Below are 26,951 nucleotides of genomic sequence, written 5' to 3' on the forward strand. Positions count from 1 at the left end.
CCTGGAGGCCATGAAGATGGAACACGCACTGACGGCCCCCTTCGACGGGACGGTGGAGGCGGTGTCGGCGACCCTCGGCGCCCAGGTCAGCGAAGGCGCGGTGCTGATCCTGATGAAAGCCGACGCCGCAATAGCGACGTATACAAACGAGAAACAGGCCACCTCATGATCGCTGACTCGCTCCCCACGTTCCTCGTCCATCCCAGCCCCACGCCTGTCCCCGAGACCGAGCGCGCTCAGCTGCTCGCCGACCCAGGGTTCGGCCGGGTGTTCACCGATCACATGGTCACCATCCGCTACTCCGAATCCCGCGGCTGGCATGATCCCGAGGTGCGGCAGCGGGGGCCCATCGCTCTCGATCCGGCGGCCGCCGTCTTGCATTATGCCCAGGAAATCTTCGAAGGCCTGAAAGCCTATCGCGGCGCCGACGGCGGCGTGCTGATGTTCCAGCCGGCTGCCAACGCCAGGCGATTTCAGCTTTCGGCGGCGCGCCTCGCCATGCCGATCCTGCCTGAGGCGCTGTTCGTCGAGGCGCTGGAGCAGCTCGTGCGCATTGACGCCGCCTGGATTCCGGATGGCGACGGAAGCCTTTACCTGCGCCCCTTCATGTTCGCCACCGAGGTGTTTCTCGGTGTGAAGCCTTCGTCGGAATATCTGTTCGTCGTCATCGCTTCCCCCGTCGGATCCTATTTCAAGGGCAAGGCCAAGCCTCTGTCGGTCTGGGTTTCCGACGAATACGCCCGCGCCGCGCCAGGCGGGACGGGCGCGGCAAAGTGCGGCGGTAACTATGCCGCCAGCCTTCTTCCCCAGGCGGAAGCCATTCGGCACGAGTGCGACCAGGTGGTCTTCCTCGACGCCAAGGAGCGGCGTTGGGTCGAGGAGCTCGGCGGCATGAACATCTTCTTTGTCTTCGAAGATGGCTCAGTCCGAACGCCCCCGCTCGGCGGCACGATCCTACCCGGGATAACCCGCTCCGCGATTATCACGCTGGCCCGGGCGCGCGGCCTCGAGGTTCGCGAGGAAGCCTATTCCATCGAGCAATGGCGCGAAGACGCGGCCTCGAAGCGCCTGCGTGAAGTCTTCGCCTGCGGCACAGCCGCCGTCGTCGCGGCGATCGGCCAGGTCAGGAGCCGGGAGGGCGATTTCATCGTCGGCGACGGCCAGGAAGGCCAGCTCACCGGCTCCCTTCGCGCGGAGCTTGCAGACATCCAGCGCGGTCGATCCGGAGATCCTCACGGCTGGCGCCATCCGGTCACCTGATCGCCAGCGTGGCCAGCGCGGGACCGCCGACGCGCCAAACGATCCGGAGGCGCGGTGTAGGGAGGGTCGTCCCGGGCGTCGCGAAATCTTCTGCGTGCTTCCGGCCGGGCGGAGCGGACAACCAGCCGGCCGCCGCGTCCATAGCCAGATAGGCGATCCGCCCAGAGCTGAATCCGGGCTCCATCCCCCATCCGACCGTCAATAGCCGTCCTCGGACCCGGTTCTGCGCGTCGTGAAGTCGGCCGGCCAGGCGGCAATTCCGGCCACATGCAGAATCGGAAAGCGTTTGCCACTTCTGCAAAATTATTGTCATCATCGACCCAACAAATAGCAGGGGAATCTCCATGAACGCCGTCACCAAGCTGAGCTTGCTTGCCGGGGCCGCATTCGCCGCCCTTGCCCTTCCAGTCGCGAGCTATGCTGCGGACGCCGCCGCCGATGCCGGCAAGGGCTCCACAGTCCAAGAAGTCATCGTCACCGCCCAAAAGCGCGAAGAAAACCTCAAGGACGTCCCCCAGTCGGTGACGGCCATTTCGGGGGACTCGCTCGACGTGAAGCGCGCGGTGACCTTCGAAGACTACGTCACCACCGTACCCGGCATGAACCTGATCTCATCGCAGCCCGGCGCGACCCGGCTGGTGCTGCGCGGGATCAACGCCGGCGGGGTCAGCGCCACGATCGGGACCTACGTCGACGAAACGCCCTACGGTTCGGTGACGGGCCTTGCGAACGGAGCCGTCCTGGCGCCCGACCTGGACACCTTCGACATGCAGCGGGTCGAGGTCCTGCGCGGACCCCAAGGCACGCTCTATGGAGCCAGCAGCCTCGGCGGCCTGCTGAAATTCGTGACCAATGCGCCAGACCCGTCCCGCTATTCCGGCAAGATCGAGGTTGACGGGGACGAGACTGAATCGGGGTCGGCAGGCGGGTCGGTCAAAGGTCTCTTCAACGCCCCGCTCGGCGACTCGGCCGCGGTCCGCATCGGCGCCTACTACAGCGATCAGCCCGGGTTCATCGATGACCCGCTGCGCCACGCCAAGGACATCAATTCCGCCCACTACAGCGGCCTTCGGCTGGGCTTCCTCTACAAGCCCACCGACAAGTTCACCGTCCGGCTCTCGGTGGTCGGACAGGACATTTCCAGCACCGGCACCTCGACCGAGGACGTGAACCCGGTGACGCTCAAGCCCCTCTATGGCGACCTCACGCAAAGCCGAACCTTCGCTTCGCCCAACAAGGTCGCCTACCGCATCTACAACGCGACCGAGGATTACGACTTCGGACCGGCCAGCCTCATCTCGTCAACGAGCTACGCAACGCTTCGCCAGGACTCCAACGAGGACGCCACGGCGATGTACGGCCCGTTGCTCTCAGGAGCTCTCAGGCAGCCGCTGGGCGCCAACGTCCTTCAGGACCTGAAGCAGCAGAAGTTTACGCAGGAAATCCGGCTGGCTTCCCCGTCGCAGACGTTCGAATGGCTGGTCGGCGCCTTCTACACTCACGAGCAAAATCAGCTGAACCAGAACCTCAGCGCGATCAGCCTCGTGAACCCGCCGCAGGTCGTGCCGGGCTTCGGCGGGCTGGAAGTGATCTCGCTGCCTTCCGACTACTCGGAGTACGCGGTCTTCGCCAATGGCGACTACCACTTCACGGACCAGTTCGATGTCGCCGTCGGCGGCAGATACAGCCGCAACAAACAAGACGAGTCGCAGGTGACGACGGGCCTGCTCGTCGGCCCAGGCTCCACGGTCGGCGGCTCTTCGTCCGAAGGCGTGTTCACCTTCGCCGTGGCGCCGAAGTACAAGCTGAGTGACGACACGACGCTCTATGCCCGCGTCGCCAAGGGCTATCGTCCGGGCGGCCCCAACGCCCTGAACCCGCTGGTGCCGGCCGCGGTCCCGCGCACCTTCCAGTCGGACTCGATCATCAACTACGAGGCCGGCGTCAAATCGGACCTCTTTGAAAAGACCGTCTCCGTTGAGCTGACGGCCTTCTACATCACCTGGAGCAAGATCCAGCTTCTGGCCGATGTCGACGGACTCGGCGTGAACGTGAACGGCGGATCCGCTGAAAGCAAGGGCGTGGAAGGGGCCTTCACCTGGGTTCCCACGACCGGCCTGACCTTGTCGGGCAACGGTGCCTACACCCAGGCGAACCTGACGGCGGACACGCCTGCGCTTCTCGGCGGCAAGGACGGGGATCGCCTGCCCTACTCGGCGCCGGTCAGCGGCTCGCTGAGCGCCGACTATGGGCGCCCGGTGTCGGATGACGTGCGGGCGTTCGTGGGCGCCAGCGTCCGCTTCGAGGGTCGGCGTCGCTCGGACTTCAACGCCACCATCGGCCAGGTTTCGGTTCCGTCCTACACCGCGGTCGATCTTCGCGGCGGCCTGGATTGGCACAACTACCGCGCCGAACTCTACGTGAAGAACCTGGGCGACGAGCGCGGGATATTGTCCCTGGGCGGCCAGGGCTCCACGCCCAATGGCGCGCTTCAGGCGGGCCTCATCCGGCCGCGCACGATCGGTATCTCGCTCTCGGCGACCTACTGATCGAGGGCTCCGAGCGGGTTCAGAAGGCTTCGCTGGAGAGCGTACCATCGATGGTGGGCGCCGGACGGGAACCGCAAGGTTCTCGCCTGGCGCCATGCCTCGCAGTCAGACCCTCGACGACGCCTTAGGCTCGGTGCAGCTATGGGATGTTCCCGCGCGTCGACAGCCGGCCCTCAAGTTTCGCATTGCCTGAATTTAATTTCTGTTTTTGAAAAATTCGTGGGACTGAAATGGTGAATTCCGACGCGGCCTGACAAGACTCTGGGGATATGGCGATGAAGCTGAGATCGATGATCGGCGCCTTGACCGCCGCCCTTGTCTTCGCGTCGAGCGCGAGCGCCCAGGTTCCGCAGGAGGCCGCCCCGGCCAAGGCGCCGACGGCCGCCGCCGTAGCGCCGCCCGCCGCACCCTCGCCGGCCCCGGCGCTGACGCAACAGGACGTCGACGCCTGGCTCGACGGCTACATCCCCTATGCGCTCGCCAGCGCCGATATCGCCGGGGCCGTGGTTGTGGTGGTCAAGGACGGCCAGGTCCTGACCGAGAAGGGCTACGGCTACGCCGACGTGAAGTCCCATCGCCCGGTCGATCCCAAGGGTACGCTGTTCCGGCCGGGCTCGGTGTCCAAGCTGTTCACCTGGACCGCCGTGATGCAGCAGGTCGAGGCGGGCAAGATCAACCTCGACGCCGACGTCAACCAGTACCTGGACTTCAAGATCCCGCCCTATGACGGCAAGCCCGTCACCATGCGCGACCTGATGACCCACACGGCGGGCTTCGCCGAGACCATCAAGCATCTGTTCCCCGGCGACGCGAAAGCCCTGCTTCCCCTCGACAAGTTCATTTCCCACTGGACGCCCAACCGCATTTTCCCGCCTGGCGAGGTCCCGGCCTATTCCAACTACGGCGCGGCGCTGGCCGGCTACATCGTTCAGCGCACCTCGGGCGAACCCTTCGACCAGTACGTCGCCCGCCACATCTTCGCGCCGCTGGGCATGGACCACTCGAGCTTCACCCAGCCGTTGCAGCCGAACCTGCTGGCCGGAATGGCGTCCGGCTATCTTCGGGCGTCCGGACCGGCGCAATCCTACGAGTTCGTGGGTCCGGCGCCGGCGGGCAGCCTGGCCACCACCGGCGACGACGTCTCGCGCTTCATGATCGCCCACTTGAACAACGGCCAGTTCGGCGCGGTCCGCATCCTCCAGGAGGCGACCGCCAAGGAAATGCACGCACCGCAGCGGCAATATGCGCCGCCGCTCAACGGCATGGCGCTAGGGTTCTATCACGAGGACCGCAACGGCCACGTGATCGTCGGCCACGGCGGCGATACGGTCGCGTTCCACTCCGACCTGCACCTGCTGCTCAACGACAACGTCGGCATCTTCATTTCGATGAACAGCGCCGGCAAGGATGGCCTGGTCGAGAATGTCCGCCAGAACCTGCTGAGCGGCTTCATGGACCGCTACTTCCCCGCGCCCCAGCCGGAGCTCGCGACAGCCCCCACGGCGAAGACCGACGCGGCTCTCATGCAGGGCGTCTATTGGTCCAGCCGCCGGGTGGACACCGGATTCCTGCGGCTGCTCGGCCTGCTGGGTCAGGTCAAGGTCACCGCCAACAAGGACGCCACCCTGGTGGTTTCCGCGTTCAAGGATGACTCAGGCGCGCCCCTGGTCTGGCGCGAGGTCGGCCCCTTCGTCTGGAAGGACGCCAGCGGCAAGCACACCCTCGCCGCCGTCGTCAAAGACGGCAAGGTGACCGGGTTCAGCGAAGACGACCTCGCGGCCATCATGATGTTCCAGCCCGTGCCGTTCGCGGCCAATTCCGCCTGGAACCTGCCGCTGCTCGGGGGAATGGTGGGTGTGATGCTGCTGCTGCTGGCCCTTTGGCCGATCCAGGCGGTGGTGCGTCGACGCTATGGTCGCACCTTCCCCCTATCGGGACGCACCGCCCAGCTCTACCGCGCCGTGCGGATCACGGCTCTGGTCGATCTCCTGGCGCTCGGCGGCTTTGTCGTCATCGCTCAGGCGGCCGGGACCAAGCTCGCCCTGTTCGACGATCCGCTGGATGTCTGGCTGCGCCTGCTGCAGCTGCTCTGCCTGGTGGGCGTCGTCGGCGCCGGCCTGTCGGTCTGGAACGTCGTCCGTGTCTGGACCGAGGGCGGACGGAGCTGGTGGGCCAAGACGTCGGTCACCGTGACCATGCTCGCGCTGCTGGCCTTCGCATGGTTCGTCGTGAGCCTGCAGCTCGTCACGCCCGGGTTGAACTACTAGAGCTCCGATCGAGATCGGGCGCCCCGTCGGGACGAGGCCTGTCCGGCGGCGCGCTGGCGGTGGTTTAAGCCGTGGGCTCAGGCCACCGCGGTCGCCGTCCGCCGCCGCCGGCGTGAGCGCAACACCCCGCCGGCTCCGCCGAAGCCCAGCAACATCAGGGCCCAGGCCTGGGGCTCCGGCACGCCGGGCGCGAGGCTGAAACTCAAGGGAGCGCCGTCGACGTCGATCTGGAAGCCCATGTACGGATCGACGTTGCTGGCGAACTGGAAGCTGCCGTCCAGGACATCGCCCGGCGGTATCGGTTGCGGGTTGAAGCCGCCCCAGGTCTCGGGGTTCACCTGATCCGGCCCGAACTGCAGGGTGATGGAGATGACGTGACCGTCGATCTCGTCGCGCAGGCTTGTGAAGCCGTCGGAATTCGGCGCCCCAGGCAATGGGATCACCGATCCGTCGCCCAGTCCCTGCAGCGCAAGCGTGAAAGTGAAGGCGCCGCCAAGCGATGGGCTGATCAGTTCGGGGTCCGCGGGGTGGAGCAGCGCGATCAGCGCGCCGTTGTCACCATCGCCAGGCGGGTCAGGCTGCGGGTTGAAGCCGACGATCACGCCGGGATTGATCGGGCCGCCGTGGCTCACCAGTTCAAAGCCCAGGGATCCGTTCGGGAAGGTGTAGTTCGGCGCGAACAGCTCCGGATCGACGCCCGAGGCCTTGGCCACACCAGCGGTCGCCAACACGAACCCACCCGCCAGAACCGTTGCGGCCAGCGCGATCGAACGTGGATTGAACATGTCGAAGACTCCCCAAAATGACAGCGTCGGCGTCCATCAAGCGCGACCGCTGATCCGGGGCAATCGTCCTCGCATTTCAGGTGTTTAGCTCGCATCAGCCGCGAAGATTTCGCGCCAGCCGCAAGCGTGGCCTCAGGCCGTCAGGCCGCGATCGCCGGCGTCTCCCCGCCCAGGCCCGATTCGAAGTCCTGCAGGATGTCGAGCAGTTCGCCGACGTTGGCCTCCAGGGGCTTGCCCTTGGGAAACCGGAACCGCCAGAAGGAGGCGATGTGGCTGACCACGCCGGTTCCCTCGCCCAGGGCCACCAGCATCTCCGGCGAGCGCAGCAGGAAGTCGCGGAAGGCGGTGGCGTTGCCGTCCCTGGTCAGTTCCATGAACACGCCGTCGTAGATCCGCAGGTAGTCGGCCACCGACTTCACCTGGCGCTCGATGTTGTCGTGCAGCCTGACCTTCATGGTCCGCACCAGCGACTCGTGCTCGAAATCGCGCGGGCCCACGGTCTTGACCGTCATCAGCTCGACCAGCACCTCGCGCAGCTTCGGCCAGAGGCTGTTCAGGACCCACTTGTAATAGAGGAAGCCTTTCCAGGCGAAGATGCCCTCGCGGTAGCTGTCGCCCTCCAGGCGCAGCGTCAGGCGCAGCGGCTCCAGCCGCTCGTCGTTGCGGGTGGAGAGCAGGGCCTCGACGAGGCGGCCGGTGTTGGCCTCGCTCGACGAGCGGCCCTTGTAGGCCAGGTCGATCAGCCGGCTGATCTCCGCGCCGACGAACTGCTGCATGGTGGCCAGGTCGCCTGGCGAGATCTCGAAATGCGTCTCGGACACCTCGAACCCGCGCCGCTTGATATGCTCGCGCAGCAGGAACGGATCGAGGGACGGCAGCTCGTCCAGCGCTTCCAGCACGCCGGCGTCGCGGCCCAGGTCAAAGCTGTCGCCGGCCAGTTCCTGCAGGCTCTCCATCCAGCCGCGGTCGCCGACGAAAAGCGAGCGGCCGCCGAGGCTGAGGTCCGACCGCTCGAAGGGCACGATCAGCTTGGTGGCGGTGCGATGGCGGGTGGAGACGGTGGCGATCTCGTTGGTGCGCAGCCGGTGTTTCAGGATCACCGCGGCGTTCAGCGCCGGAGCCATGAACAGCGGGTGCGCGGAGTGTTCCGGGTTCTCGGCGTGCTTCACCGCCAGGGCCGCGAGGTTGAGCACGCGGCTGGTGGAGGCCGTGCGCTCCAGCGCTCGCATGCTGCGGTAGGTCTCGGCCACGTCAGCAGTTCCCGGAAAGGGCGGAAAGGGCGGAAAGGGGAAGCTTCACCATTTCCGGCGAAGTCTGACGCGAAAAGACGAAAAGGCCCTTAATCGAAGTCCAGCGTTCGCTGAACACCCGGCCATCGATCTCTATGCGTTGCGCAACACCAGGCCGCCGGGGCGTCCCGCCGGACGGCCCAGGTCGTCGTTGGCGGTGCGAAGCGGCGCGCGGGCCTCGCCGGTGATCACACGCCAGACGTGCTCGAACAGGCGCCGCACCTCGGCCGAGGCGGCGCCCTTCTGGTCGATTTCCAGCACCGAGCGCATCTGGGCGAAGGCGGTCTGGTAGATCAGTCGTGAGCGCAGCGCCACCGGGGTCACCGGCAGGCCGGCGAAGCGCAGGGCCTCGAAGGCCTTCACCACCGAGGGCGGTTCGACGCCGTTGCGCGGCGTGGCGCACTGATTGAGCACGATCATCCCCTCGCGGCCGAGCCGCTGGATGATCGCCACCGAGCGCACCGCGGCGGCCAGGTCGAGATAGCTGGGCCGCGACACGGCCAGGCACAGGTCGGCCACCTTCACCGCCTCGGCGACGTCAGCCTCCGGCGCGGCCGGGGTGTCGATGATCAGGAGGTCCGCGCCCGAACGCCGGCAGGCCTCGGTGAGCGCGAACAGTTTCGAGGCGCTGGTCTCGAAGAACAGGCCCGCCACCTCGTCGCGGTCGCGCAGCACCTCGCAGGCCGAGCGCAACGGGTCCGCGTCGGCGAGCACCGCCTTCACGCCCGAGGCCCGCGCCGCCAGCATCAGATTGACCGCGACCGTGGTCTTCCCGGCCCCGCCTTTGCGCGACATCACCGCCAATGTCTTCACCCGAGGCCCCCCAAACAGGCCGCGCCCCCTTGCAGGGCGCTGGGCGTCCGCCCCCGAACGCTCTCGCGATCAAGATTAATGCACAGGCTTATCCACAGGGCAAAGTGACTTTGCGATGACAGTCCGCTGCACGGTGCGGCCGCTTGGCTCGCGATCTCGCATGGGCGGCCCGAGGACCGCGCTCAGTGCGACAGTTGCTGGATCCTCTCGAGGTTCTGACGCTCGTCGTGCTGCCGCTGGGAAAGTTCATCGCTGCTGTAGCAGGTCTTCTTCGGCATCAGGCTGCCGATGACCGCCTCGGTCTTGCAGATCAGCTTCGGCTTTTCCGTCTTCTTGGCCTCCGGCGCGGCCGCGGCCTCGGCTGGCTTGGCCGCCACGGTCGCCGCCGTCGCCGCCGCGGGGGTGGTGTCGGCCATCAGGACGGTGGCGGCGAGCATCGCACTCATGAACAAAGAGGACTCTCCTAAAGATCGCGTGATCCGAAGCCATAGCCGATGGGCGCCCCGCCATCAAATCAAGCTGCAACCTCAGCGGGTTCCATCTCCCTGACGCTGGCGACGCCTTCAGCTTTCAGCGCCGCGACCAGCTCGGCCACCGTGGCCGAAAGCTCCTCCGGATCGCGCCCGCGCAGCACCAGGTTGGAGCCGAACTGGGTCCCGTCGAAGAACGGATAGCTGCCCAGGGACATGGCCGGATGCGCCTTGGCGACCGCTTCCAGGGGCGCGGCGATCACGCTCTCGCCGGAGCCCTCGACGCGCACCGTGCGCGACACCGTCACCGCCCCGCCGCGCAGCCGCGGTCCCACGTCCTCCAGCATGCCGCGCATGATCGACGGCACCCCGGCCAGCACGAAGACGTTGCCGATGGTGAAGCCGGGCGGCCCGGAGACCGGATTGCGCACCAGCTCTCCGCCCACCGGCACGCGTGCCATGCGCCGCATCGCCGCGTTCATCACCGCGCCGGGCCGCGACCGCACCCGAGCCTCGATCAGCTCGATGATCTCCGGGTGCTCATAGAGCTCGACCCCAAACGCGGCGGCCACGGCATCGGCCGTGATGTCGTCGTGCGTCGGCCCGATCCCGCCGGTGGTGATCACGTAGTCGTAGCGCGCCCGCAGCGCATCCAGCGCGGCGATGATCTCCTCGTGCACGTCCGGCACGGTCCGCGCCTCGGTCAGGTCCACCCCGTGGACGGCAAGATATTTGGCGATGTCGCGCAGGTTGGTGTCCTGCGTCCGCCCCGACAGAATCTCGTCGCCGATGATCAGCACCGCAGCGGTGACGCGTTCGGAGGAAGTCTCAGCCATGCGTCCGCCTAGCACACCCAGGCCCCCTCAGGCATCCTTGAACGGAACCCGAAAGCCATACAGCCCTCGGTCGGATTGGTGCGTGGCCGACTCGCCCTTGCCGACTTAAGGACGGGCGCGCCTCGCTCCAACTGGGAACATCATGCTCTTCCCCTCGCCCCTCGCCCGCGGGACCCTGCTCGGCCGCTACAAGCGCTTCTTCGCCGACATCGCCCTCGATGACGGCACGGAGATCACCGCCCACTGCCCCAACCCCGGCGCCATGCTGGGCCTCAAGACGCCGGGCCTGCAGGCCTACGTCTCCCGATCCGAAGACCCGAAGCGCAAGCTCGCCCACACCCTGGAACTGGTGGAGGCCGACGGCGGCCTGGGCGGCTTGAACACCATGCTGTCGCCGTTTACAGCTTCGTCGCCCCCGCGCTTTCGCGGCTTCATTTGCGCCGACGAGGCATGAAAGCTAGCCTCGCAAAGAGGGGGCGTAAATGACTGACTACGTTGAGCTTCGGAAGCATTGGCGACCCAACTGGTTGGGCTCGATTCAAGAGTTCGCCGACATCGACACTCAGCGCGCCAAATGGCTCGACCCTAAGAACACCAATCCAAATTGGTCGTTCGTCGAAATCATGTGCTGCTACTTCGACGACATCGGGTTGGATGAAACCGCGCTTGGCTACAGCGGTTGGATAGAACACGGGCTGATTACCGCCACCGAAGCTGCGGCGGTTGCGGAGTTCCATGCCATCGCGAAAGCCTACAAGTCCCCGCGCGGCGATGACTATGACAACGCCGCGATACTCAGTGATCCTAAGTGGTTGCGCGTCGTCGAAGCTGCCAAGGGGGCTCAAGCGCGTCTCGCCGAACTGATTACGGACGCGGATGAACGCCGCCTCCTTCTGAAACTCTGAGACCTCCGGAAAATGGATTTCCCGACGCCGCTGGTTCGCGGTCGCCTCATCCAACGATACAAGCGATTCCTCGCGGACATCGTGCTCGATGACGGCACGGAAATCACCGCCCACTGCCCCAACCCCGGCGCGATGATTGGGCTGAACATGCCCGGCCTGACCTGCTGGTTGTCCAAGTCGCCCGATCCCAAGCGCAAGCTGCCTTACACATGGGAACTGGTGGAGGTTCCGAACGAGATTTCGGGCGGGTTTGTAACCTGCGGCATCAACACCATGCTGTCGGAGGTTACAGCACCTCGGGCGTTGGTCGGCGTAAACACTATGCGGGCGAACGGTTTGGTCGCTGAAGCCCTCAAACAAGAAGCCATTCCCGAACTGTCAGGCTACCGGTCTGTTCGCGCGGAAGTCCGCTATGGCACGGCGAGCCGGGTTGATTTCCTGCTCGAAGATTCGAACCGTTCGGCCTGCTGGCTGGAAGTCAAAAGCGTGACTTTGCATCGCGGGAATGGATTGGCTGAATTTCCAGACTGCGTATCGGAACGAGCACTTCGCCACGTCGCCGAATTGCGGGCCAAGGTAGAAGCCGGAGAGCGGGCCGTCGTCCTGTTCGTCGTCCAGCGAAACGACTGCGACCGCTTCTCGTTGGCTGCCGATCTCGACCCAGTTTTCAGCGATCATCTGCGAAAAGCCACAGCCAACGGCGTTGAAGCTCTTGTCTATGGCTGTGAGATGGATCGCCACGGCATCAACATAACTCATCGCCTTCCGATGGTATAAATCCGTGATAATCGGCGTGGATGAGCGAACTTCATGAGACTGACGCAACGCTCCGCTTCATCGGAGAAGACCTCGATCCCGACGAGGTGACGGCTCTACTCGGTCAAACTCCGACTCACGCCGACCGCAAGGGCGATGTCCGCATCTTGCGGGACGGTAGCGAGTATCGCGAACGTAAGGGGTCGTGGAGGCGGACAGTCCAGCGTCGAACGCCGGGCGACCTTGATGGTCAGGTCGCAGAGCTACTTTCCGGCCTTACCGAAGACATGGCGGTCTGGAAGACGCTCTCAACTCGTTTTCGAGCCGATGTGTTCTGTGGACTGTTCATGCGGGAGGGGAACGAGGGCATCGCCCTTAGCCCCAAGACCTTGGAAGCTCTCGGCTTACGTGGACTCACACTCGACTTCGATCTCTATGGCCCTGAAGCCATTTGACGGCCCGCCGATGAGCGGGCGCGTGGGGTGCAACCTGTCGCACTAGAGTCGAATTACCACTAAGTATCTGGAATTATTATATATAATTTCCAGATAGTTCTCTCCTACATTGACACCATGCACCCCAACCGGCTGGTCGCCGAGGCGCTGGCCGCCGACCATTTCCCGGAGCTCACGGGCTACGCCTCCCACCGGCGCGAAGTGCGCTATGGCGCCAACTCCCGCGTGGACTTCCTGCTGGAGGCGCCGGATCGGCCGCCCTGCTGGCTGGAGGTGAAGAACTGCCATCTGCGCCGCACAGGGACCCTGGCGGAGTTCCCTGACTGTGTCGCCGCCCGCTCGCTGAAGCACCTGCGTGAACTCACCGCCATGGTTGAGGCCGGCCAGCGCGCGGTGATGCTGTTCGTGATCCAGCGCACCGACTGCGACGCGTTCTCCGCCTGCGCCGACCTGGACCCGGCCTACGCCAGGGGTCTGACCGAGGCCGCGGCGCGTGGCGTCGAGGTCCTCGCCTACGACTGTGAGATCACGACCGAGGCCGTGCGGATCGCCGCGCCCGTGCCGTGGGCCGGCGCGAACCTCGCCGCCGCCTAGGGCCCCTCCGTCTCGAACCGGCCGAACGCCGCGGCCGGGATATGGGCGGTGGAAACCCCGTTGGTGATCCAGGCGGCCTGCATCCCGGCCTCGGCGGCGAAGGTCGCATTGAACTTGGCGTCGGGGTTGCTGGGCGCCACCGGCCCGTTCAGCGTGGGGTCACCCGGGTGGAAGTTGTGGTTGTGCAGGCCGGCCAGGATCGTCCAGCCCGCCTTGAAGTCGGCCTCCGCAGGATCGGCGACCGGCGTCGCGCGCCCGATGCCGTCCTGGTTGATGCTGTAGAAATAGACCCGCAGCCGCGCGCCGTCGGGCGAGCGCAGGACCATCGCCATGAATTCTGTGGGCGCCGTGAAGGTCTCGATGCGCTGGTCCTGCGCCTGGTAGAGCAGCATCTCCAGGCAGTTGGCCGGCGCGATCCAGGCCGCGGCGTTGGCGGCCACCAGGTGGCTGTTGGCGTAGGGGTTCTGGTCGAGCAGCCGAACCGGATCGGTGGTCTCCTGCCGCATCGCCCTGGCCAGGAACGCCTCGTAGCCGTCCGGCTCGGCCGGCGACCACAGCACCGGCGCGTCGGGCGTATCCCATACCTGCAGGAGCTTCGAGCCCTTGGCGTGGGCGTCGCCCTCGGAGAGCAGCACCTTCGGCGGCGCGGCGAAGGCGCAGACGGCCGGTGCGGCCCCGGCCCCGCCGGCGATAGCGACCGCGAGCGCCGCCACGACACCCGCAACCCCGAAACGCCGTCGCCCCGCCATGCCAGCCCCCCTGTGTCGGCGAGCCGACGTTACGCGATTGTGGCTTTCGCCCGCCCGGGGCATCCTCGCGCCCACGAAATGAGGTCGGGAGGACCCATGCGCAACGTCTTCAACATCGTCATGCGGATTGTCTCGAGCCTGCTCGGGGTCCTGCTGGTCTGCATGGGCGGGGTCTGGGTGCTCCAGGGCCTGAACCTGGCTTTCAAGGTCGGGTTCATGGTCGGCGACCCGCACTGGGTGGTCTATGGCGCGATCCTCGCCCTGGTGGGCGTGGCGCAGGTGGTCTGGAGCAATCTGCGCCAGACGCCCTGACGTCGGTGGCGCGGAGCCTGGCGCGTTCCGAGGCGCTCGCCGCCGGCGTCAATGCGCGGCTGCCGGCGTGCCCTCTGGCCGCCTCTTAGGCGAGCGTTGAACTTTCGTGGTATCGTTGCGACATAGGGCAGACCCCTGGAACGCGACGCACCTCATGACCGACACCCTCGACGCCGACTTCCGCACCGGCCAGATCAAGATCCACAGCCCTGCGGACTTCGAGGGCATGCGCGTGGCCGGCAAGCTGGCCGCCGAGTGCCTGGACATGCTGACGCCGCATGTGGTCCCGGGCGTGGTCACCGACCACCTCGACACCCTGGCCCGCGAGTTCATCCTCGATCACGGCGCGCTGCCCGCCTGCCTGGGCTACCGCGGCTACACCAAGACCGTCTGCATCAGCGCCAACCACGTGGTCTGCCACGGCATCCCCGGCGAGCGGGTGCTGCGCGAGGGCGACATCGTCAATATCGACGTCACCGTCATCGTCGACGGCTGGCACGGTGACACCAGCCGCATGTACGGCGTCGGCGCCGTGGCTCCGCGCGCCAAGCGCCTGATCGACGTCACCTACGAAGCCATCCAGCGGGGTCTCGACGCCACTAAGCCCGGCGCGCGCACCGGCGACATCGGCCACGCCATTCAATCGTATGTCGAGTCCATGCGCTGCTCGGTGGTCCGCGACTTCTGCGGCCACGGGCTGGGCAAGGTTTTCCATGACGCGCCGAACATCCTGCACTTCGGCCAGCGCGGCACGGGCGAACTTCTGCGGCCCGGCATGTTCTTCACCATCGAGCCGATGGTGAACCTCGGCAAACACCAGGTGAAGCTGCTGGCCGACGGCTGGACGGCGGTCACCCGCGACAAGTCGCTCTCCGCCCAGTGCGAGCACTCCATCGGCGTCACCGAGACCGGCTATGAGGTCTTCACCGGCTCCCCCACCGGCCTCTTCAAGCCACCGGTAATCAGCGCCTAGGCGGCGCCTCCACGCCCCTGTGAGTTTCGACCCGCCGGAAATTGATGCGCCTCACCGACACGGCGGTGGCGGGCTGCCAGCGTGGCTGGAGTGGGTGACCTCGATCTCCGCCCTGGTGATCTCGGTCTGCTCGATCTTCATCGCCGTCCACAATGGCCACGACGCCGATAAAGCCCTGCAGGCCCAAACCTATCCCTATCTCGACCAGGACCGCAGCGACGCCACGCCGACCGGCGAGAAGCGCCTCTCGATCGGTTTCGTGAACAACGGCGTCGGGCCAGCCCACGAAGAAAGCTTCCGCGTCCGATTGCGCGACGGCCGATACGCCAGGTCTCTGGACGACCTCATCGCCGACGCCGTCGGCCGTGGCGGCGACCTCAAGGCGATCCGCAAGATGCTTTATCCGCTGACTAACACCACGCCGACCCGATTCATCCCCGCCAATTCAAGCCAGTTCATCTTCCAGATGACCCGCACGGACGCCAACGCCCGCTGGTGGGACCCGCTCGACGACGCCAGCAAGACCTGGCGGATGGAGGTTTGCTACTGCTCGGTCTTCCACGACTGCTGGACACGGGTCGACACGGCCCCTCCGGAGCCGGCGAAGGCCTGCAAACGCGACGAGGCGACCGAATACGACAACTGACGCTGCTGCGCCCTTGCCCCGTCACCGCAAAGGCCCGACCCTCGCGGCCAACGCCTTGAGAGGGACCGCCATGAAAGCCGCAGCCGCCGCCATCGCCGCGCTGGCCTTGGCCGTCCCGACCATCGTGGGCGCCGACGCCACCCAGCTGGGCATCGGCTACATCTGCGGGGCGGAGCATCGCGGCCCCGTCGCCACGGCGGTCAAGGCGGTCATGCTGAGCGGCGTCGGCAACGGGTCTTCCCCGGCCGACACCTCCAACGCCCAGGCCCAGGCCTGGTACAACGAGGGCCTGAACCTCTACCACGCCTTCAACCACAACGAGGCCCGCGCCGCCTTCGCCAAGGCCGCCGAGTTGGATCCCAGCTGCGCGCTCTGCGAGTGGGGCGTGGCGCTCGGCCTGGGCCCCACACTGAACTACGGCGTCACCGAGGACGAGACCGCCCTCGCCCTCAGCCACGCCGAGCACGCCAAGGCCCTGGTCAAGCCGGGCGACGCCCGCGCCCAGGGACTGATCAACGCAATCATCGTCCGGTCCGCCAAGGACAAGCCGCTGGTCCGCGACCTCGACTTCGGCAAGGCCATGGACGACCTCGCCCGCCGCTACCCCGCCGACGACGAGATCGCCGACCTGGCGGCCCAGGCGCTGATGATCCCCGGCCGCGGCGGCAATCCCACGGCGGTGGCCCGCGCCGACGAGCTGATCAAGGGCGTGCTGGCGCGTCATCCCGACGACACCGCCGCCATCCACTACTACATCCACGCTACCGAGTTCGAAGGCCGCCCGGCCGCGGCGCTGCCCTATGCGGAGCGGCTGGCCGGCTTGGCGCCCGGCGCCAGCCACCTGGTGCACATGGCTGCCCATACGCTGATGCACGTTGGCCAGTACGAGCAGGTGGCCATCGTCGACGCCGAGGCCCTGAAGGTCGACGCCGACACCGAGGCGCGGCTGGGCTACGTCGGCCCGCTGTCGAGCCAGATGTACTACCTGCACAACTACACCTTCGGTCTGGCCGGCGCCCTGATGGCCGGCGACGCCAAGCTGGCGCTGAAGTACGCCGACCACGGCGACGTGGCCTTTCCGGCCAGCGCCGACAACGCCAAGGTCATGCTTCCCGCGGGGCTGACGCGAAGCGAAAGCGCGCCGGATCGCCGCACCACCGTCGACGCCCGCAGCATGGTGGCCTACGGGCGCTACGCACCAGCCCGTGCGCTCGCGCTCACAGATCAGGCCGGCGATAAGCTGATCCTGCGGGTTTACCGCCACTACGCGCGGGGCGAAGCCTACGCCGCTGGCGGCGACACCGCCGGCGTCCGGCGCGAAGCCGAAACGGTGACCGCCCTGGGCGCTGAGGCCAAGACGGCGAGCGATGTACAGGCGATGGCGATCTCCGGCATCGCCGGCGACGTGCTCGCCGGCCGGGCCGCTCTCCTCAGCCACGACAACGCCCAGGCCGCCGAGCTGTTCGAGCGCGCCGCGGCGTCACAGGAGAAGACCTACCCCGCCGCCAAGAACTTCGATCCGCCGCCCTGGTGGTACCCCGTGCGCCGCAGCCTCGCCGCCGCCGATCTCGCTGCCGGCAGGCCGCAGGACGCGGTCCGCGAAGCGCGCGCCAGCCTCAAGGACTGGCCGGACGACGCCCTGGCGCTCAGGGTCCTCGCCGAGGCCGAGGCCAAGCAAGGCCACACCGCCGACGCGGCCAAGGATCTCGCCCAGGCCCGCAAGGTCTGGCGCGGCGACCTTGCCAAGGTCTCCATCGACCTGACCTAGGGCGCACTCCAAGCTGGGCCTTGCCAATTTGGAACACATGGCGAACATTGTTCTCCTATGGACGTCCCGCTCTCGGTTGAAAACGCCGGCGCCCAGCCCGACCTGTGGCTGGCGCCGCGGCGTGCGCGCAAGGACCGGCCGTATTGTCTCGGGCGCCGCGACCGGCTGCGCGGGCGCGTTGCGGCCGGCGGCTTGGCCGTCCTGCCCGACCACGAGCTGCTGGGGGTCTACCTGTTCCGCGCCATCTCTCGCGGCGACGACAAGCCGCTGGCCAAGAAGCTCCGGGCCCGTTTCGGCTCCCTGGCCGCCGTCCTGGGCGCGACGCCGGAGGACCCTGCGCCCTCGGCCGCCGACATCGACATGACCCGCCAGATCGTCGAGGCCGGGCGGCCGCTGCGCATCGCCATCCACGACCACCTGATCGCCGCCCGCGACGGCGTGGCCGGCCTGACGGCGTTGGGGCTGTTCTGAGCCGCGTCCCGTCAGCCGCTTGTCTGAGCGATGTGGAGGAAGGCCATCGCCGCGGCCGTCGCCACAGCCAGCAATGCGACAAAGACAGGTAGAAGTTCGGCGATCCTATGTGGCCTTCGCAGGCCCTTGGGCGTGTCCATGCGTGGCTCCTTTGGGAGCCCCAACCCACGGCCGCGTGGAATTGTTCTGCCCGGCTCGCCACCATGCTAGGGGAGCATTTGACAGTCATCGCCTGGCCCAGGAGCCTCCATGCGCCACCTTCGCTCCACGCTCGCATTTGCGGCGCTCACCCTGGCCGGCACGCTGGCGCTGGCGACCGCCGCGCCCGGTCAGCCGGCGCCCAGCCAGCCCCCGCCGGCCCCGGATGCGGACAAGGCGGCGCCCGATCCGACGCTGGCGCTGATCCAGGCCAAGTGCACCATGTGCCACGATACGGGCTTCATCCTGCAGGGCCACCACACGGCCGCCGACTGGAAGGACCTGGTCAACCAGATGGTCGCGCGCGGCGCGGATGTTTCGGATGCGGAGGCGGACCAGATCGTGGCCTACCTGGCCAAGACCCAGCCGGCCACGCCGCCGGCCTCCTAGACGGAAGGCCTAACCAGCCTAGAGCACGTGGTTGACGTGCTGGCCCAGGGCCACGTTGCTGGTCTGGGTCGGCTGACCGCCGCCTTGCGACGAGCCGCCCTGTGACGACCCGTCCTGCGACGGGCTCTTGTTTCCCTTGTCGGTCGGCTTGGCGAGCGCGCCGCTCAGCACCACCGCGGGACCACGCGAGGACGTCGCGTCATTGACCGGCTTGTGGTCCGACTGAGACTTCGGCGGCTTTGGCGAGTCGACCGGGCGCGTGGCCTGGACGGAAGGCGGCGGCGTCACGGTGTTCAGGTTCAGGGCGGACATGTGGGGGAGGCCTTTCTGGCGAACGAGCCCGCCACATACCGGCGTCAGCTTTAACCTCCCGTTCAGGAATAGGATGAAGTTCCGTTGACCTTGTCCGCCCGCTAAGCTCGCGCCGATGTTCGAGGGCTGGAACGATTTCTATCTGCTGATCGGCGGCGCGGCCGGCGGGCTGATCGGCCTGCTGTTCATCGTCGTGACCCTGATCCGCGGCGGCGAAGGCGGGCTTCAACTGCGTGGGGCGAGCGTGTTCATGACGCCTACCGTCGCGCACCTGGCCATGGTGCTGACGCTCAGCGCGCTGGCGACGGCGCCCAAGATGACTGGCGCGGCCGCGGGGATCGTCTTCCTGGCCGGCGCCGCGGCCTGCCTGGCGTTCACCGGCCGGGCGTTGGTCATGCTGGCGCGCGGCGTCGTGCGGTCCACCCACTGGTCCGACCTCTGGGGGTATGGCGTGGCCCCGTTCGCGGCCAGCCTGGTGCTCGCCGCATCCGCCGCAGCGACCTGGCTGGCGCCCGAATGGGCGGCGCGCGGGATCGCCTTCAGCGTGGTCGCCATGCTGCTGATCGCGGTGCGCAACGCCTGGGACCTGGTGACCTGGATCACGTCAAAGGGCGGCGCGCTCGGCCGCGACGAGAGCTGACGCCGCCCGCCCGTCGCACCTGTACGTTTGTTAATCCGGTGCGCCTTGCTCCCGCGCCCTGCGCGCCCCTAGGGTCGCGGCCAGCCAAGCTCTCCCTTCATCTCCGGACGAACCCCGCATGAACCTTGACCGCCGCCACCTGCTCGCCACGGGCGCCGCCGCCGGCCTCATCGCCGCAAGCAAGAGCAAGTCCACTGGCTCCCCGCCGGGCGACGCCGGGATCGACCGCTATTTCGACACCGTGTCCGAACAGTACCTCGCCGCCTCGCCGGAGACAGCGACCAGCCTCGGCCTCGACGTGGGCAAGCGGGCGGCGCTGAAGGCCCAGCTTTCCGACTCGTCCATGGCCCACATCGTCCACGACCGCGCCTGGTGCCGCGCCGGCCTGGCGAAGCTCGCGACCTTCCCCGACGCGACGCTCTCGCCCGCCGCGCGGCTCAACAAGGCGGTGGTGAAGTACGCCTTCGAACTCGGCCGGGACGCGGCGCCCTTCGACTATGGCGAGAACACCATGATGTCGGCGCTCGGCGAAAGCGCCGGTCCCTATGTGGTCAGCCAGCAGTCGGGCGCCTACTCGGGCATCCCGGAATTCCTCGACAGCCAGCACCAGGTGAAGACCAAGGCCGACGCCGACGCCTACCTCGCCCGCGTCCACGCCATGGCCCGCGCGCTGACCCAGGAGACCGAGCGGGTCCGCAAGGACGCCGGCCTCGGCGTCGTCCCGCCGGACTTCATCCTCGCCAACGCCATCGGGCAGCAGGAAGGCCTGCTGGCCATCCCCGCGGCCCAGGCGCGCCTGGCCACCGCGCTCGGCCGCAAGGTCAAGGAAGCCGGCCTCTCCGGCGACTATGAGGCCCGCTGCGTCGGCATCGTCGAGAAGGAGGTCTATCCCGCGCTTTCCGCCCAGCTCGCCACGCTCAAGGGCCTCCAGCCCAGGTCCGGCCACGACGCCGGCGTCTGGCGGCTGCCGAACGGCGAGGCCTACTACCGCTGGCTCCTGAAGCAGGGCACCACGACCAGCCTGACGCCGGACGAGGTCCACAACATGGGCCTGGAGCAGAACAAGGCCATCGAGGCCCGCATGGATGGCCTGCTGCGCGCCCAGGGCCTGACCCAGGGCTCGGTTGGCGAACGCATGACCGCGCTCGGCAAGGATCCGAAGTACCTGTTCCCCAACACCGACGCCGGACGCGAGCAGCTGATCGCCTATCTGAACGGCCTGATCGCCGGCGTGCGGCCGAAGCTGCCCAAGGCCTTCAACCTCAAACTGAAGGCCCCCGTGATCGTCAAGCGCGTGCCCGTCGACATCCAGGACGGCGCCGGCCAGGGCTATATGAACTCCGGCTCCATCGACGGCTCGCGCCCCTCGACGTACTACATCAACCTGAAATCGACCTCGAACTGGCCGAAGTTCTCCCTGCCGTCGCTGACCTACCACGAGACGATCCCCGGCCACGCCTGGCAGGGCGCCTACCTCACCGAGACCGGCAAACTGCCGCTGGTGCGCATCCTGATCTCGGGCTTCAACGCCTATGTCGAAGGCTACGCCCTCTACGCCGAGCAGTTGGGCGACGAGATGGGCATGTACGACGACGATTGGGCGGGCCGCCTGGGTTACCTGCAGGCCCAGAAGTTCCGCGCCGTGCGCCTGGTGGTCGACACCGGCCTGCACGCCAAGCGCTGGAGCCGCGAGCAGGCGGTGCAGTGGGCGATGGACAACTCTGGCCGCACACGCGAGTCCATGACCAGCGAGATCGACCGCTATTGCGGCACCCCCGGCCAGGCCTGCGGCTACAAGGTGGGCCACACCGAGATCAACCGCCTGCGCGACCGCGCCAAGGCGGCCCTCGGCTCCAAATACGACCTGCGGACCTTCGACGACCTCCTGGTCAAGACCGGCGCCGTGCCGCTCACCGTGCTGGGCGAAGTGGTCGACGGTTATGTGAAATCCGGCGGCGTCGTGAGCCTCTAGCTATGGCGGGGCTGACGATCCGCGAGATCACCCGCGAGGACCATACCGCCTGGCGGCCGCTGTTCGACGGCTACAACGCCTTCTATGGCCGAGAAGGCCAGACGGCGCTGGCGGAAGAGATCGTGGCCACCACGTGGGATCGCTTTTTCGACCCCCATGAGCCCGTCCATGCTCTGGTGGCCGAACGTGACGGCCAGCTCATCGGCCTTGTCCACTACCTTTTCCACCGCTCCACCACGGCCATCGAGCTCACCTGCTACCTGCAGGACCTGTTCACCAGCGCTGAGGCGCGCGGCGGCGGGGTCGGCAAGGCGCTGATCGACGCGGTCTACGCCCGCGCCGCCGCCGCCGGTTCGCATCGCGTCTACTGGCTGACCCACGAGACCAACGCCACCGCCCGCAGGCTCTACGACCACGTCGCCGACAATTCCGGCTTCATCGTCTACCGCAAGGCGATCTGAGGCGTCGAGCCGAGAGCGCTTTTGCCTGTTGCAATACTCCGAACACGGATCATTCTTGGTCCCCCTTCGACCTCTGAATCCGCCGGAGTCGTCTCGCCATCTCTTTCTACCTGACCCTCCTCGATCTCGCCGGTTTCGCCGCCCTGCTGCTCTGGGGCGTGCATATGGTGCAGACCGGCGTGCAGCGCACCTTCGGGCCCCGGCTTCGGGGCTTTCTGGCCGCGGCGCTGTCCAATCGCTTCAAAGCGCTGGGCGCGGGCGCGGCGGTCACCGTGGCCCTGCAGAGCTCGACCGCCACGGGCCTCATGCTCACCGCCTTCGCCGCCGGCGGACTGGTGGAGCTGGCCCCGGCGCTGGCGGTCATGCTGGGCGCCAACATGGGCACGACCGTCGTCGTCCAGCTGCTCTCCTTCGACGTCGTGGCGCTCGCCCCGATCCTGGTGCTGGCTGGCGTCGTGCTGTTCCGGCGCACGGAAGACGCCACACGCGACTTCGGCCGGGTGCTGATCGGACTCGGCCTGATGCTCACCGCGCTGCATCAGTTCCTGGTGCTGCTCGACCGGGTGGTGGCCAATCCCGACGCGCACGCCCTGCTGGCCCACGCCGGCGACTACATCCCCCTGGCCATCCTCGGCGCGGCGCTCCTGACCTGGGCGGCGCACTCCAGCGTGGCGACGGTGCTCCTGGCCATGTCGCTGGCGGCCAAGGGCATGCTGCCGCTGGACGCGGGCGTGGCCATCGTCCTGGGCGCCAATCTGGGCTCGGCGATCAACCCGCTGCTGGAAGGCTCGCGCGGGTCCGATCCCGCGAGCCGGCGCGTGCCGATCGGCAACCTTCTGACCCGCGTCGCGGGCGTCGTCGTGGCGGTCGCGGGCTTCCGGTTCCTCCTCCCCTACGCCGCCCAGCTCGGCCCGAGCCCGGCGCGTGCGCTCGCCAATTTCCACACCCTCTTCAACCTGGCCTTGGCGGCGGCCTTCCTGCCGTGGATCGGCGGCTACGCGAAACTGATCGTCCGCGTGCTGCCGCAAAAGGACGAGGGGCTCGCGCCTGGCGCGCCGCTCTATCTCGACCCTTCTCTCCGCGAGACGCCGGCGCTTGCCCTGGGCGCAGCGACGCGCGAAAGCCTGCGCATGGCCGACACGCTGGAGGCCATGCTGGCCGGCCTGCGGGTCGCCATCGCCACGCCTAGCCGCGGCAACATCGACGATGTCAGGCGGCTCGACGACGTGCTCGACAGCCTGAACAGCGCCATCAAGGCCTATCTGATCTCCATCGCGCCCTCGACCTTGAAGCCGACCGACGGCGAGCGCCTGGCCCAGATCCTGGCCTTCGCCACCAACCTGGAGCATGCCGGCGACCTGATCGACCGCAACCTCCTGAGCGTCGCCAAACGCCGCCTGCAGCGCGGCGTCGCCTTCTCGCCGGAGGGCGAGGCCGACCTCGTGCGCCTGGTCGACCGCGTGACCGCCAACGTCCGCCTGGCCGCGTCTGTCGTCGTCACCGGCGACGAGGACGCCGCGCGCCGGCTGGTGACCGAGAAGGAGGCCCTGCGCGCCATCGAGGCTGACGCGGTCGCCGCCCACTATGGGCGCCTGCAGTCCGGCAACGTCTCCACGGTGGAGACGAGCTCTCTGCACCTCGACGCGCTGCGCGACCTGAAGCAGGTCAATTCGCATCTGATCGAGGGCGCGGCCTATCCGCTGCTCACTTCCATGGGCGCGCTGCTGCCGACACGGCTACGTTCCGTGGGGAAGGGCGCATGAGTCGCTGGCCCGGAGATCGCCCATGCTGAATTGGTTCCAGGCGCTCCTGCCCAAGGAGCAGAAATTCTTCGACCTCTTCGAGGCTCACGCCACAACCCTCACCGCCGGCGCCATATCCCTGCGCCACCTGCTGAACGGCGGCGAGGCTGTGCCCCTCTATTGCGCCGAGGTGGCGCGGCACGAGAACGACGCCGACCAGATCACCCGCGAAGTGCTGCTGGCCGTGCGGCGGACCTTCATCACGCCCTTCGACCGGAGCGACATACGCGACCTGATCTCCTCCATGGACGACGCCATCGACCAGATGCACAAGACCGCCAAGGCGATCATCCTATTCGAGCAGCGCAGCTTCCAGCCCGACATGGTCAAACTCGGCGACGTGATCGTCCAGACCGCCGAACTCACCGCCGAGGCCGTGCCCCTGTTGCGGGCCTTGCGGGAAAACGCCGGCAGGCTGAACGCCATCGCCGAGGAGGTCACCAAGCTCGAAGACATTTCGGACAGCCTCTACGACGCCGGGATCCAGGCGCTCTATCGCGGTCCAGCGCGCAAGGACCCCATGGCCTACATCGTCGGCGCCGAGATCTACGATCACCTGGAGAAGGTCGTCGACCGCTTCGAGGACGTGGCCAACCGCATCAGCGCCGTCCTGATCGAGCACCTGTAGGATGGTTTTCGCCGGTCCGGGCCTGTTGCTCATCGTCCTCGTGGCCGTGGCGCTGGCGTTCGACTTCCTGAATGGCCTGCACGACGCGGCCAACTCCATTGCCACCATCGTCTCGACCCGGGTGCTGCCCGCCCGTTACGCCGTCCTGTGGGCCGCCTTCTTCAACTTCATCGCCTTCGCGATCTTCGGCCAGCACGTGGCCCAGACCGTAGGCAAGGGGATCATCTCGCCGGGCATTGTCTCCGACGCGGTGATTTTCGGCGCGCTCGGCGGGGCGATCACCTGGAACATCGTCACCTGGCTGTCGGGCATCCCGTCGTCGTCATCCCACGCCCTGATCGGCGGCCTGCTTGGCGCCGGCATCGCCAAGGCGGGTCTGAACCCCGTGGTCTGGAGCGGCGTCTGGAAGACCGTGGCCGGCATCGTAGTCTCGCCGGCGCTCGGCTTGGCGCTTGCGTTATTGCTGGTGTTGATCGTCTCCTGGGCGTTCGTGAAGGCTAGGCCCGCCTTCGCCGACGGCGTGTTCCGTAAGCTGCAATTCGTCTCTGCAGCCGCCTTCTCCCTCGGCCACGGCGGCAACGACGCGCAGAAGACCATGGGCATCATCACCGTCCTGCTCTACGCCCACGGCAAGCTCACCGGCGCGTTTCACGTTCCGTTCTGGGTCGTGCTCTCCTGTCAGGCGGCCATGGCGGCGGGAACCCTGATGGGCGGCTGGCGGATCGTGCACACCATGGGCTCGAAGATCACTCATCTGACACCACAGCAGGGGTTCTGCGCGGAGACCGCGGGCGCGCTCACCCTGTTTTTCGCCACCAACATCGGCGTGCCGGTCTCGACCACGCACACCATCACCGGGGCCATCGTCGGGGTCGGCGCGGCCCGCAGGGTCTCAGCCGTGCGCTGGAACGTGGCCAGCGGCATCGTATGGGCCTGGGTGATCACCATGCCGGTGGCGGGCCTGATGGGCGCGGGCTTCTTTTGGCTCGCGCGCCTGGCCGACCGGACCTGGGGCTGAGCATGCCCAAGCGCCACGCCGCGGAGAAACCCTCCAGCCACGAGCCCGACCGCGAACCGCGCGCCCAGTTCGCCGCCCTGCCGTGGCGGCGCGGCGCGACCGGCGGCGTCGAGATCCTGCTGATCACCAGCCGCGAAACCAGGCGCTGGGTGATCCCCAAAGGTTGGCCGATCAAGGGCAAGTCCTCTGCCAAATCCGCCGCCCAGGAGGCCTTCGAAGAGGCTGGCGTCCAGGGCAAGATCTCCAAGCGCCCGGTGGGATCCTACGCCTACGACAAGCGCCTGAAGAACGGCCGCCTGCAGCATGTGCGCGTCGCCGTCTTCGCCCTCTACGTGGAAACCGAGGCCGAAGCCTATCTTGAACTGGGGCAACGCGAAAAGCTGTGGCTGCCGCCGCCCGAAGCCGCGCGCCGGGTCGATGAGCCGGAGCTGATGGTGCTGCTGGCCACCTTCAAGCCTTGAGCCGCCGCATCATCCACAGCCTGTGGATGAAAATACGTGGTTAAGACGAATTAACCGCGAATGTCAGTCTTACCGAAACCTTCGCGAGGCACCCTTGCCGCCTGAATAGGGCGGTGTTTCGTGTCGCAGACCTATCCCAAGTTCGAACGTCCGCTCGTCGTCCTGCATGTGGATGACGACCCGATGAACCTGCGCGTCGTCGAGGAGATCCTCGTCGCGTTCAACCATACCGCGGTCAAAACCACCTCGGGCGCCGAGGCCCTGAGCCTGCTGGCCGATCAGGCCTTCGACGTCGTGCTGATGGACATCCACATGCCCGGCATGAGCGGTGTCGAAACGGTGGAGCGGCTGCGGGCGAGCTCCGGCCCGGAACGAAACGTGCCGGTCATCGCGCTCACCGCCGACGTGTTCAGCCGCCGGCCGGAGGACTATCGCGCCCTGGGTTTCAATGACTTCGTCTCCAAGCCGATCCTGGTGTCGGGCCTGCTGGACGCCATCAAGCGCGCCGCCGAGTCGCCTAAAGGCAAGCTCTCCGCCGCGAACGCCGCCTAGGCTTAGGCGCGTTCGTCGCGCTAGGCTGACCCGCCGGCCGCCAAAGAGCCGCGACGGGAGACGCCCATGCCCACGCTGGACCGCAACGGGGTTGCGATACATTACGACGTGGCCGGTTCCGGCCCCACCCTGATCCTGACCCACGGCTATTCCTCCACTGGCCAGATGTGGGACGGCCAGATCGCTCCGCTCGCCGAGCACTTCACCGTCATCACCTGGGACATGCGCGGCCACGGGCGCTCCGATTACCCGGCCGACCAGGCGCAGTATTCGGAAGAGGCGACGGTCGCCGACATGGCCTCCCTGCTGGACGCGGTCGGCGCGCGGGACGCGATCGTCGGCGGCCTTTCCCTCGGCGGCTACATGAGCCTGGCCTTCCATCGCGCCCATCCGCAGCGCACCCGGGCGCTGCTGATCATCGACACCGGCCCCGGCTACAAGAACGATCAAGCCCGCGACGGCTGGAACGCCAACGCCATCAAGCGCGCCGAACGCTACGAGGCCGAGGGCCTACCGGACCTCAGCCGCGCCAGCGCCGAGGTCCGGCTCGCCCGCCACCGCGACGCCACCGGCCTCGCCCGTGCGGCCCGTGGCATGCTCACCCAGCGCGACGCCCGGG

General features: G+C 67.4%; 29 protein-coding genes and 2 pseudogenes. 24 read left to right on the plus strand and 7 right to left on the minus strand.

All coding sequences use genetic code 11. From position 1 onward, the window contains the following. The 4 genes from E8A12_RS05165 to E8A12_RS05180 form a co-directional block, all read left to right on the plus strand. Positions 1 to 169, plus strand: a 169-nt coding sequence (locus E8A12_RS05165) for an acetyl-CoA carboxylase biotin carboxyl carrier protein subunit (protein WP_293366782.1), incomplete at its 5' end; no start/stop codon positions are given. Further along, the gene (locus E8A12_RS05170; protein ID WP_293366743.1) at positions 166 to 1,260 is read left to right on the plus strand and encodes a branched-chain amino acid aminotransferase; all 1,095 of its coding nucleotides are present in this window, start codon (positions 166 to 168) and stop codon (positions 1,258 to 1,260) included. The genes E8A12_RS05165 and E8A12_RS05170, both read left to right, overlap by 4 nt. Positions 1,261 to 1,604: 344 nt before the next feature. Beyond that, positions 1,605 to 3,809 carry a TonB-dependent receptor gene (locus E8A12_RS05175; protein ID WP_293366744.1) on the plus strand — a complete coding sequence of 735 codons (2,205 nt, stop codon included), beginning with the start codon at positions 1,605 to 1,607 and terminating at the stop codon, positions 3,807 to 3,809. A 275-nt stretch (positions 3,810 to 4,084) separates the two neighbouring features. Further along, entirely contained in the window at positions 4,085 to 6,076 is a 1,992-nt protein-coding gene (locus tag E8A12_RS05180; protein ID WP_293366745.1) for a serine hydrolase domain-containing protein, read from the plus strand. Positions 6,077 to 6,153: 77 nt separating this feature from the next. Here the strand turns inward: E8A12_RS05180 and E8A12_RS05185 are convergent, their stop codons facing one another. The 5 genes from E8A12_RS05185 to E8A12_RS05205 form a co-directional block, all read right to left on the minus strand. Beyond that, positions 6,154 to 6,861 (minus strand): PEPxxWA-CTERM sorting domain-containing protein, encoded by a 708-nt coding sequence (locus tag E8A12_RS05185; RefSeq protein ID WP_293366747.1) that lies wholly within the window; start codon positions 6,859 to 6,861, stop codon positions 6,154 to 6,156. Between the two features lie 140 nt (positions 6,862 to 7,001). Further along, positions 7,002 to 8,111, minus strand: coding sequence for a hypothetical protein (locus E8A12_RS05190; RefSeq protein ID WP_293366749.1), 1,110 nt, complete (start codon positions 8,109 to 8,111; stop codon positions 7,002 to 7,004). Between the two features lie 132 nt (positions 8,112 to 8,243). Next, complete coding sequence (locus E8A12_RS05195) at positions 8,244 to 8,963, minus strand: P-loop NTPase (RefSeq protein WP_293366751.1); 720 nt, start codon at positions 8,961 to 8,963, stop codon at positions 8,244 to 8,246. Positions 8,964 to 9,145: 182 nt separating this feature from the next. Continuing rightward, positions 9,146 to 9,409 carry a hypothetical protein gene (locus tag E8A12_RS05200; protein ID WP_293366752.1) on the minus strand — a complete coding sequence of 88 codons (264 nt, stop codon included), beginning with the start codon at positions 9,407 to 9,409 and terminating at the stop codon, positions 9,146 to 9,148. A 68-nt stretch (positions 9,410 to 9,477) separates the two neighbouring features. Further along, entirely contained in the window at positions 9,478 to 10,269 is a 792-nt protein-coding gene (locus E8A12_RS05205; RefSeq protein ID WP_293366754.1) for a competence/damage-inducible protein A, read from the minus strand. Positions 10,270 to 10,411: 142 nt separating this feature from the next. Between E8A12_RS05205 and E8A12_RS05210 the strand changes: the two are divergent. The 5 genes and pseudogenes from E8A12_RS05210 to sfsA (E8A12_RS05230) form a co-directional block, all read left to right on the plus strand. Then, positions 10,412 to 10,660: pseudogene (locus tag E8A12_RS05210) on the plus strand (DNA/RNA nuclease SfsA); the annotation flags it as partial. 91 nt (positions 10,661 to 10,751) lie between these two features. After that, positions 10,752 to 11,174, plus strand: a complete 423-nt coding sequence (locus E8A12_RS05215; protein WP_293366755.1) for a hypothetical protein — start codon at positions 10,752 to 10,754, stop codon at positions 11,172 to 11,174. Positions 11,175 to 11,186: 12 nt separating this feature from the next. Beyond that, positions 11,187 to 11,951 carry a DNA/RNA nuclease SfsA gene (sfsA, locus tag E8A12_RS05220; protein WP_293366756.1) on the plus strand — a complete coding sequence of 255 codons (765 nt, stop codon included), beginning with the start codon at positions 11,187 to 11,189 and terminating at the stop codon, positions 11,949 to 11,951. Between the two features lie 20 nt (positions 11,952 to 11,971). Next, positions 11,972 to 12,385: a DUF4279 domain-containing protein gene (locus E8A12_RS05225; RefSeq protein WP_293366757.1), complete on the plus strand. Its 414-nt coding sequence runs from the start codon at positions 11,972 to 11,974 to the stop codon at positions 12,383 to 12,385. A 108-nt stretch (positions 12,386 to 12,493) separates the two neighbouring features. Next, positions 12,494 to 12,979: pseudogene (gene sfsA / locus E8A12_RS05230) on the plus strand (DNA/RNA nuclease SfsA); the annotation flags it as partial. Here sfsA (E8A12_RS05230) and E8A12_RS05235 read toward each other — a convergent pair. After that, the gene (locus E8A12_RS05235; RefSeq protein ID WP_293366759.1) at positions 12,976 to 13,728 is read right to left on the minus strand and encodes a hypothetical protein; all 753 of its coding nucleotides are present in this window, start codon (positions 13,726 to 13,728) and stop codon (positions 12,976 to 12,978) included. The pseudogene sfsA (E8A12_RS05230) and the gene E8A12_RS05235 sit on opposite strands and share 4 nt — an antisense overlap. Before the next feature lie 96 nt (positions 13,729 to 13,824). Here E8A12_RS05235 and E8A12_RS05240 point away from each other — a divergent pair, with 96 nt between their 5' ends. The 6 genes from E8A12_RS05240 to E8A12_RS05265 all read left to right on the plus strand — a co-directional run bounded on the left by E8A12_RS05240 (position 13,825) and on the right by E8A12_RS05265 (position 18,486). Next, a complete protein-coding gene (locus tag E8A12_RS05240; protein ID WP_293366760.1) occupies positions 13,825 to 14,040 on the plus strand; it encodes a hypothetical protein in 216 nt (71 codons plus the stop codon). Between the two features lie 154 nt (positions 14,041 to 14,194). Beyond that, complete coding sequence (gene map / locus E8A12_RS05245; protein WP_293366762.1) at positions 14,195 to 15,013, plus strand: type I methionyl aminopeptidase; 819 nt, start codon at positions 14,195 to 14,197, stop codon at positions 15,011 to 15,013. A 94-nt stretch (positions 15,014 to 15,107) separates the two neighbouring features. Further along, positions 15,108 to 15,659: a hypothetical protein gene (locus E8A12_RS05250; RefSeq protein ID WP_293366764.1), complete on the plus strand. Its 552-nt coding sequence runs from the start codon at positions 15,108 to 15,110 to the stop codon at positions 15,657 to 15,659. A 70-nt stretch (positions 15,660 to 15,729) separates the two neighbouring features. After that, positions 15,730 to 17,427 (plus strand): tetratricopeptide repeat protein, encoded by a 1,698-nt coding sequence (locus tag E8A12_RS05255; protein ID WP_293366765.1) that lies wholly within the window; start codon positions 15,730 to 15,732, stop codon positions 17,425 to 17,427. 57 nt (positions 17,428 to 17,484) lie between these two features. Beyond that, on the plus strand, positions 17,485 to 17,898 hold the full coding sequence (locus E8A12_RS05260) for a JAB domain-containing protein (protein WP_293366767.1): 414 nt from the start codon (positions 17,485 to 17,487) through the stop codon (positions 17,896 to 17,898). 249 nt (positions 17,899 to 18,147) lie between these two features. Beyond that, a complete protein-coding gene (locus tag E8A12_RS05265; protein WP_293366768.1) occupies positions 18,148 to 18,486 on the plus strand; it encodes a cytochrome c in 339 nt (112 codons plus the stop codon). 18 nt (positions 18,487 to 18,504) lie between these two features. Here the strand turns inward: E8A12_RS05265 and E8A12_RS05270 are convergent, their stop codons facing one another. Continuing rightward, a complete protein-coding gene (locus E8A12_RS05270) occupies positions 18,505 to 18,798 on the minus strand; it encodes a hypothetical protein (protein WP_293366770.1) in 294 nt (97 codons plus the stop codon). Between the two features lie 115 nt (positions 18,799 to 18,913). Here E8A12_RS05270 and E8A12_RS05275 point away from each other — a divergent pair, with 115 nt between their 5' ends. From E8A12_RS05275 to E8A12_RS05315, 9 genes are all read left to right on the plus strand, one after another. Next, positions 18,914 to 19,438: a hypothetical protein gene (locus E8A12_RS05275; protein WP_293366771.1), complete on the plus strand. Its 525-nt coding sequence runs from the start codon at positions 18,914 to 18,916 to the stop codon at positions 19,436 to 19,438. Between the two features lie 118 nt (positions 19,439 to 19,556). Next, entirely contained in the window at positions 19,557 to 21,410 is a 1,854-nt protein-coding gene (locus E8A12_RS05280; RefSeq protein WP_293366772.1) for a DUF885 family protein, read from the plus strand. Positions 21,411 to 21,412: 2 nt separating this feature from the next. Further along, positions 21,413 to 21,871: a GNAT family N-acetyltransferase gene (locus tag E8A12_RS05285; RefSeq protein ID WP_293366773.1), complete on the plus strand. Its 459-nt coding sequence runs from the start codon at positions 21,413 to 21,415 to the stop codon at positions 21,869 to 21,871. A 146-nt stretch (positions 21,872 to 22,017) separates the two neighbouring features. Continuing rightward, positions 22,018 to 23,634 (plus strand): Na/Pi cotransporter family protein, encoded by a 1,617-nt coding sequence (locus E8A12_RS05290; protein WP_293366783.1) that lies wholly within the window; start codon positions 22,018 to 22,020, stop codon positions 23,632 to 23,634. A gap of 22 nt (positions 23,635 to 23,656) precedes the next feature. After that, complete coding sequence (locus tag E8A12_RS05295; RefSeq protein ID WP_293366774.1) at positions 23,657 to 24,301, plus strand: DUF47 domain-containing protein; 645 nt, start codon at positions 23,657 to 23,659, stop codon at positions 24,299 to 24,301. A gap of 1 nt (position 24,302) precedes the next feature. Next, positions 24,303 to 25,319, plus strand: a complete 1,017-nt coding sequence (locus tag E8A12_RS05300) for an inorganic phosphate transporter (RefSeq protein WP_293366775.1) — start codon at positions 24,303 to 24,305, stop codon at positions 25,317 to 25,319. 2 nt (positions 25,320 to 25,321) lie between these two features. Further along, positions 25,322 to 25,780 (plus strand): NUDIX hydrolase, encoded by a 459-nt coding sequence (locus E8A12_RS05305; RefSeq protein ID WP_293366777.1) that lies wholly within the window; start codon positions 25,322 to 25,324, stop codon positions 25,778 to 25,780. A 120-nt stretch (positions 25,781 to 25,900) separates the two neighbouring features. Further along, on the plus strand, positions 25,901 to 26,332 hold the full coding sequence (locus E8A12_RS05310) for a response regulator (RefSeq protein WP_293366779.1): 432 nt from the start codon (positions 25,901 to 25,903) through the stop codon (positions 26,330 to 26,332). A 66-nt stretch (positions 26,333 to 26,398) separates the two neighbouring features. Then, a partial coding sequence (locus E8A12_RS05315; RefSeq protein WP_293366780.1) for an alpha/beta fold hydrolase occupies positions 26,399 to 26,951 on the plus strand: 553 nt, incomplete at its 3' end.

The sequence above is a fragment of the Phenylobacterium sp. genome (assembly GCF_004799395.1).
GTDB lineage: Bacteria > Pseudomonadota > Alphaproteobacteria > Caulobacterales > Caulobacteraceae > Phenylobacterium.

Coding starts and splice junctions, on each gene's coding strand:
- E8A12_RS05285 (WP_293366773.1), top strand. CDS start 21,413: ATGGCGGGGCTGACGATCCGCGAGATCACCCGCGAGGACCATACCGCC.
- E8A12_RS05270 (WP_293366770.1), bottom strand. CDS start 18,798: ATGTCCGCCCTGAACCTGAACACCGTGACGCCGCCGCCTTCCGTCCAG.
- E8A12_RS05200 (WP_293366752.1), bottom strand. CDS start 9,409: ATGAGTGCGATGCTCGCCGCCACCGTCCTGATGGCCGACACCACCCCC.
- E8A12_RS05295 (WP_293366774.1), top strand. CDS start 23,657: ATGCTGAATTGGTTCCAGGCGCTCCTGCCCAAGGAGCAGAAATTCTTC.
- E8A12_RS05225 (WP_293366757.1), top strand. CDS start 11,972: ATGAGCGAACTTCATGAGACTGACGCAACGCTCCGCTTCATCGGAGAA.
- E8A12_RS05175 (WP_293366744.1), top strand. CDS start 1,605: ATGAACGCCGTCACCAAGCTGAGCTTGCTTGCCGGGGCCGCATTCGCC.
- E8A12_RS05275 (WP_293366771.1), top strand. CDS start 18,914: ATGTTCGAGGGCTGGAACGATTTCTATCTGCTGATCGGCGGCGCGGCC.
- E8A12_RS05305 (WP_293366777.1), top strand. CDS start 25,322: ATGCCCAAGCGCCACGCCGCGGAGAAACCCTCCAGCCACGAGCCCGAC.
- E8A12_RS05205 (WP_293366754.1), bottom strand. CDS start 10,269: ATGGCTGAGACTTCCTCCGAACGCGTCACCGCTGCGGTGCTGATCATC.
- E8A12_RS05235 (WP_293366759.1), bottom strand. CDS start 13,728: ATGGCGGGGCGACGGCGTTTCGGGGTTGCGGGTGTCGTGGCGGCGCTC.
- E8A12_RS05255 (WP_293366765.1), top strand. CDS start 15,730: ATGAAAGCCGCAGCCGCCGCCATCGCCGCGCTGGCCTTGGCCGTCCCG.
- E8A12_RS05260 (WP_293366767.1), top strand. CDS start 17,485: ATGGACGTCCCGCTCTCGGTTGAAAACGCCGGCGCCCAGCCCGACCTG.
- E8A12_RS05215 (WP_293366755.1), top strand. CDS start 10,752: ATGACTGACTACGTTGAGCTTCGGAAGCATTGGCGACCCAACTGGTTG.
- map (WP_293366762.1), top strand. CDS start 14,195: ATGACCGACACCCTCGACGCCGACTTCCGCACCGGCCAGATCAAGATC.
- E8A12_RS05185 (WP_293366747.1), bottom strand. CDS start 6,861: ATGTTCAATCCACGTTCGATCGCGCTGGCCGCAACGGTTCTGGCGGGT.
- E8A12_RS05240 (WP_293366760.1), top strand. CDS start 13,825: ATGCGCAACGTCTTCAACATCGTCATGCGGATTGTCTCGAGCCTGCTC.
- E8A12_RS05170 (WP_293366743.1), top strand. CDS start 166: ATGATCGCTGACTCGCTCCCCACGTTCCTCGTCCATCCCAGCCCCACG.
- sfsA (WP_293366756.1), top strand. CDS start 11,187: ATGGATTTCCCGACGCCGCTGGTTCGCGGTCGCCTCATCCAACGATAC.
- E8A12_RS05265 (WP_293366768.1), top strand. CDS start 18,148: ATGCGCCACCTTCGCTCCACGCTCGCATTTGCGGCGCTCACCCTGGCC.
- E8A12_RS05180 (WP_293366745.1), top strand. CDS start 4,085: ATGAAGCTGAGATCGATGATCGGCGCCTTGACCGCCGCCCTTGTCTTC.
- E8A12_RS05280 (WP_293366772.1), top strand. CDS start 19,557: ATGAACCTTGACCGCCGCCACCTGCTCGCCACGGGCGCCGCCGCCGGC.
- E8A12_RS05300 (WP_293366775.1), top strand. CDS start 24,303: ATGGTTTTCGCCGGTCCGGGCCTGTTGCTCATCGTCCTCGTGGCCGTG.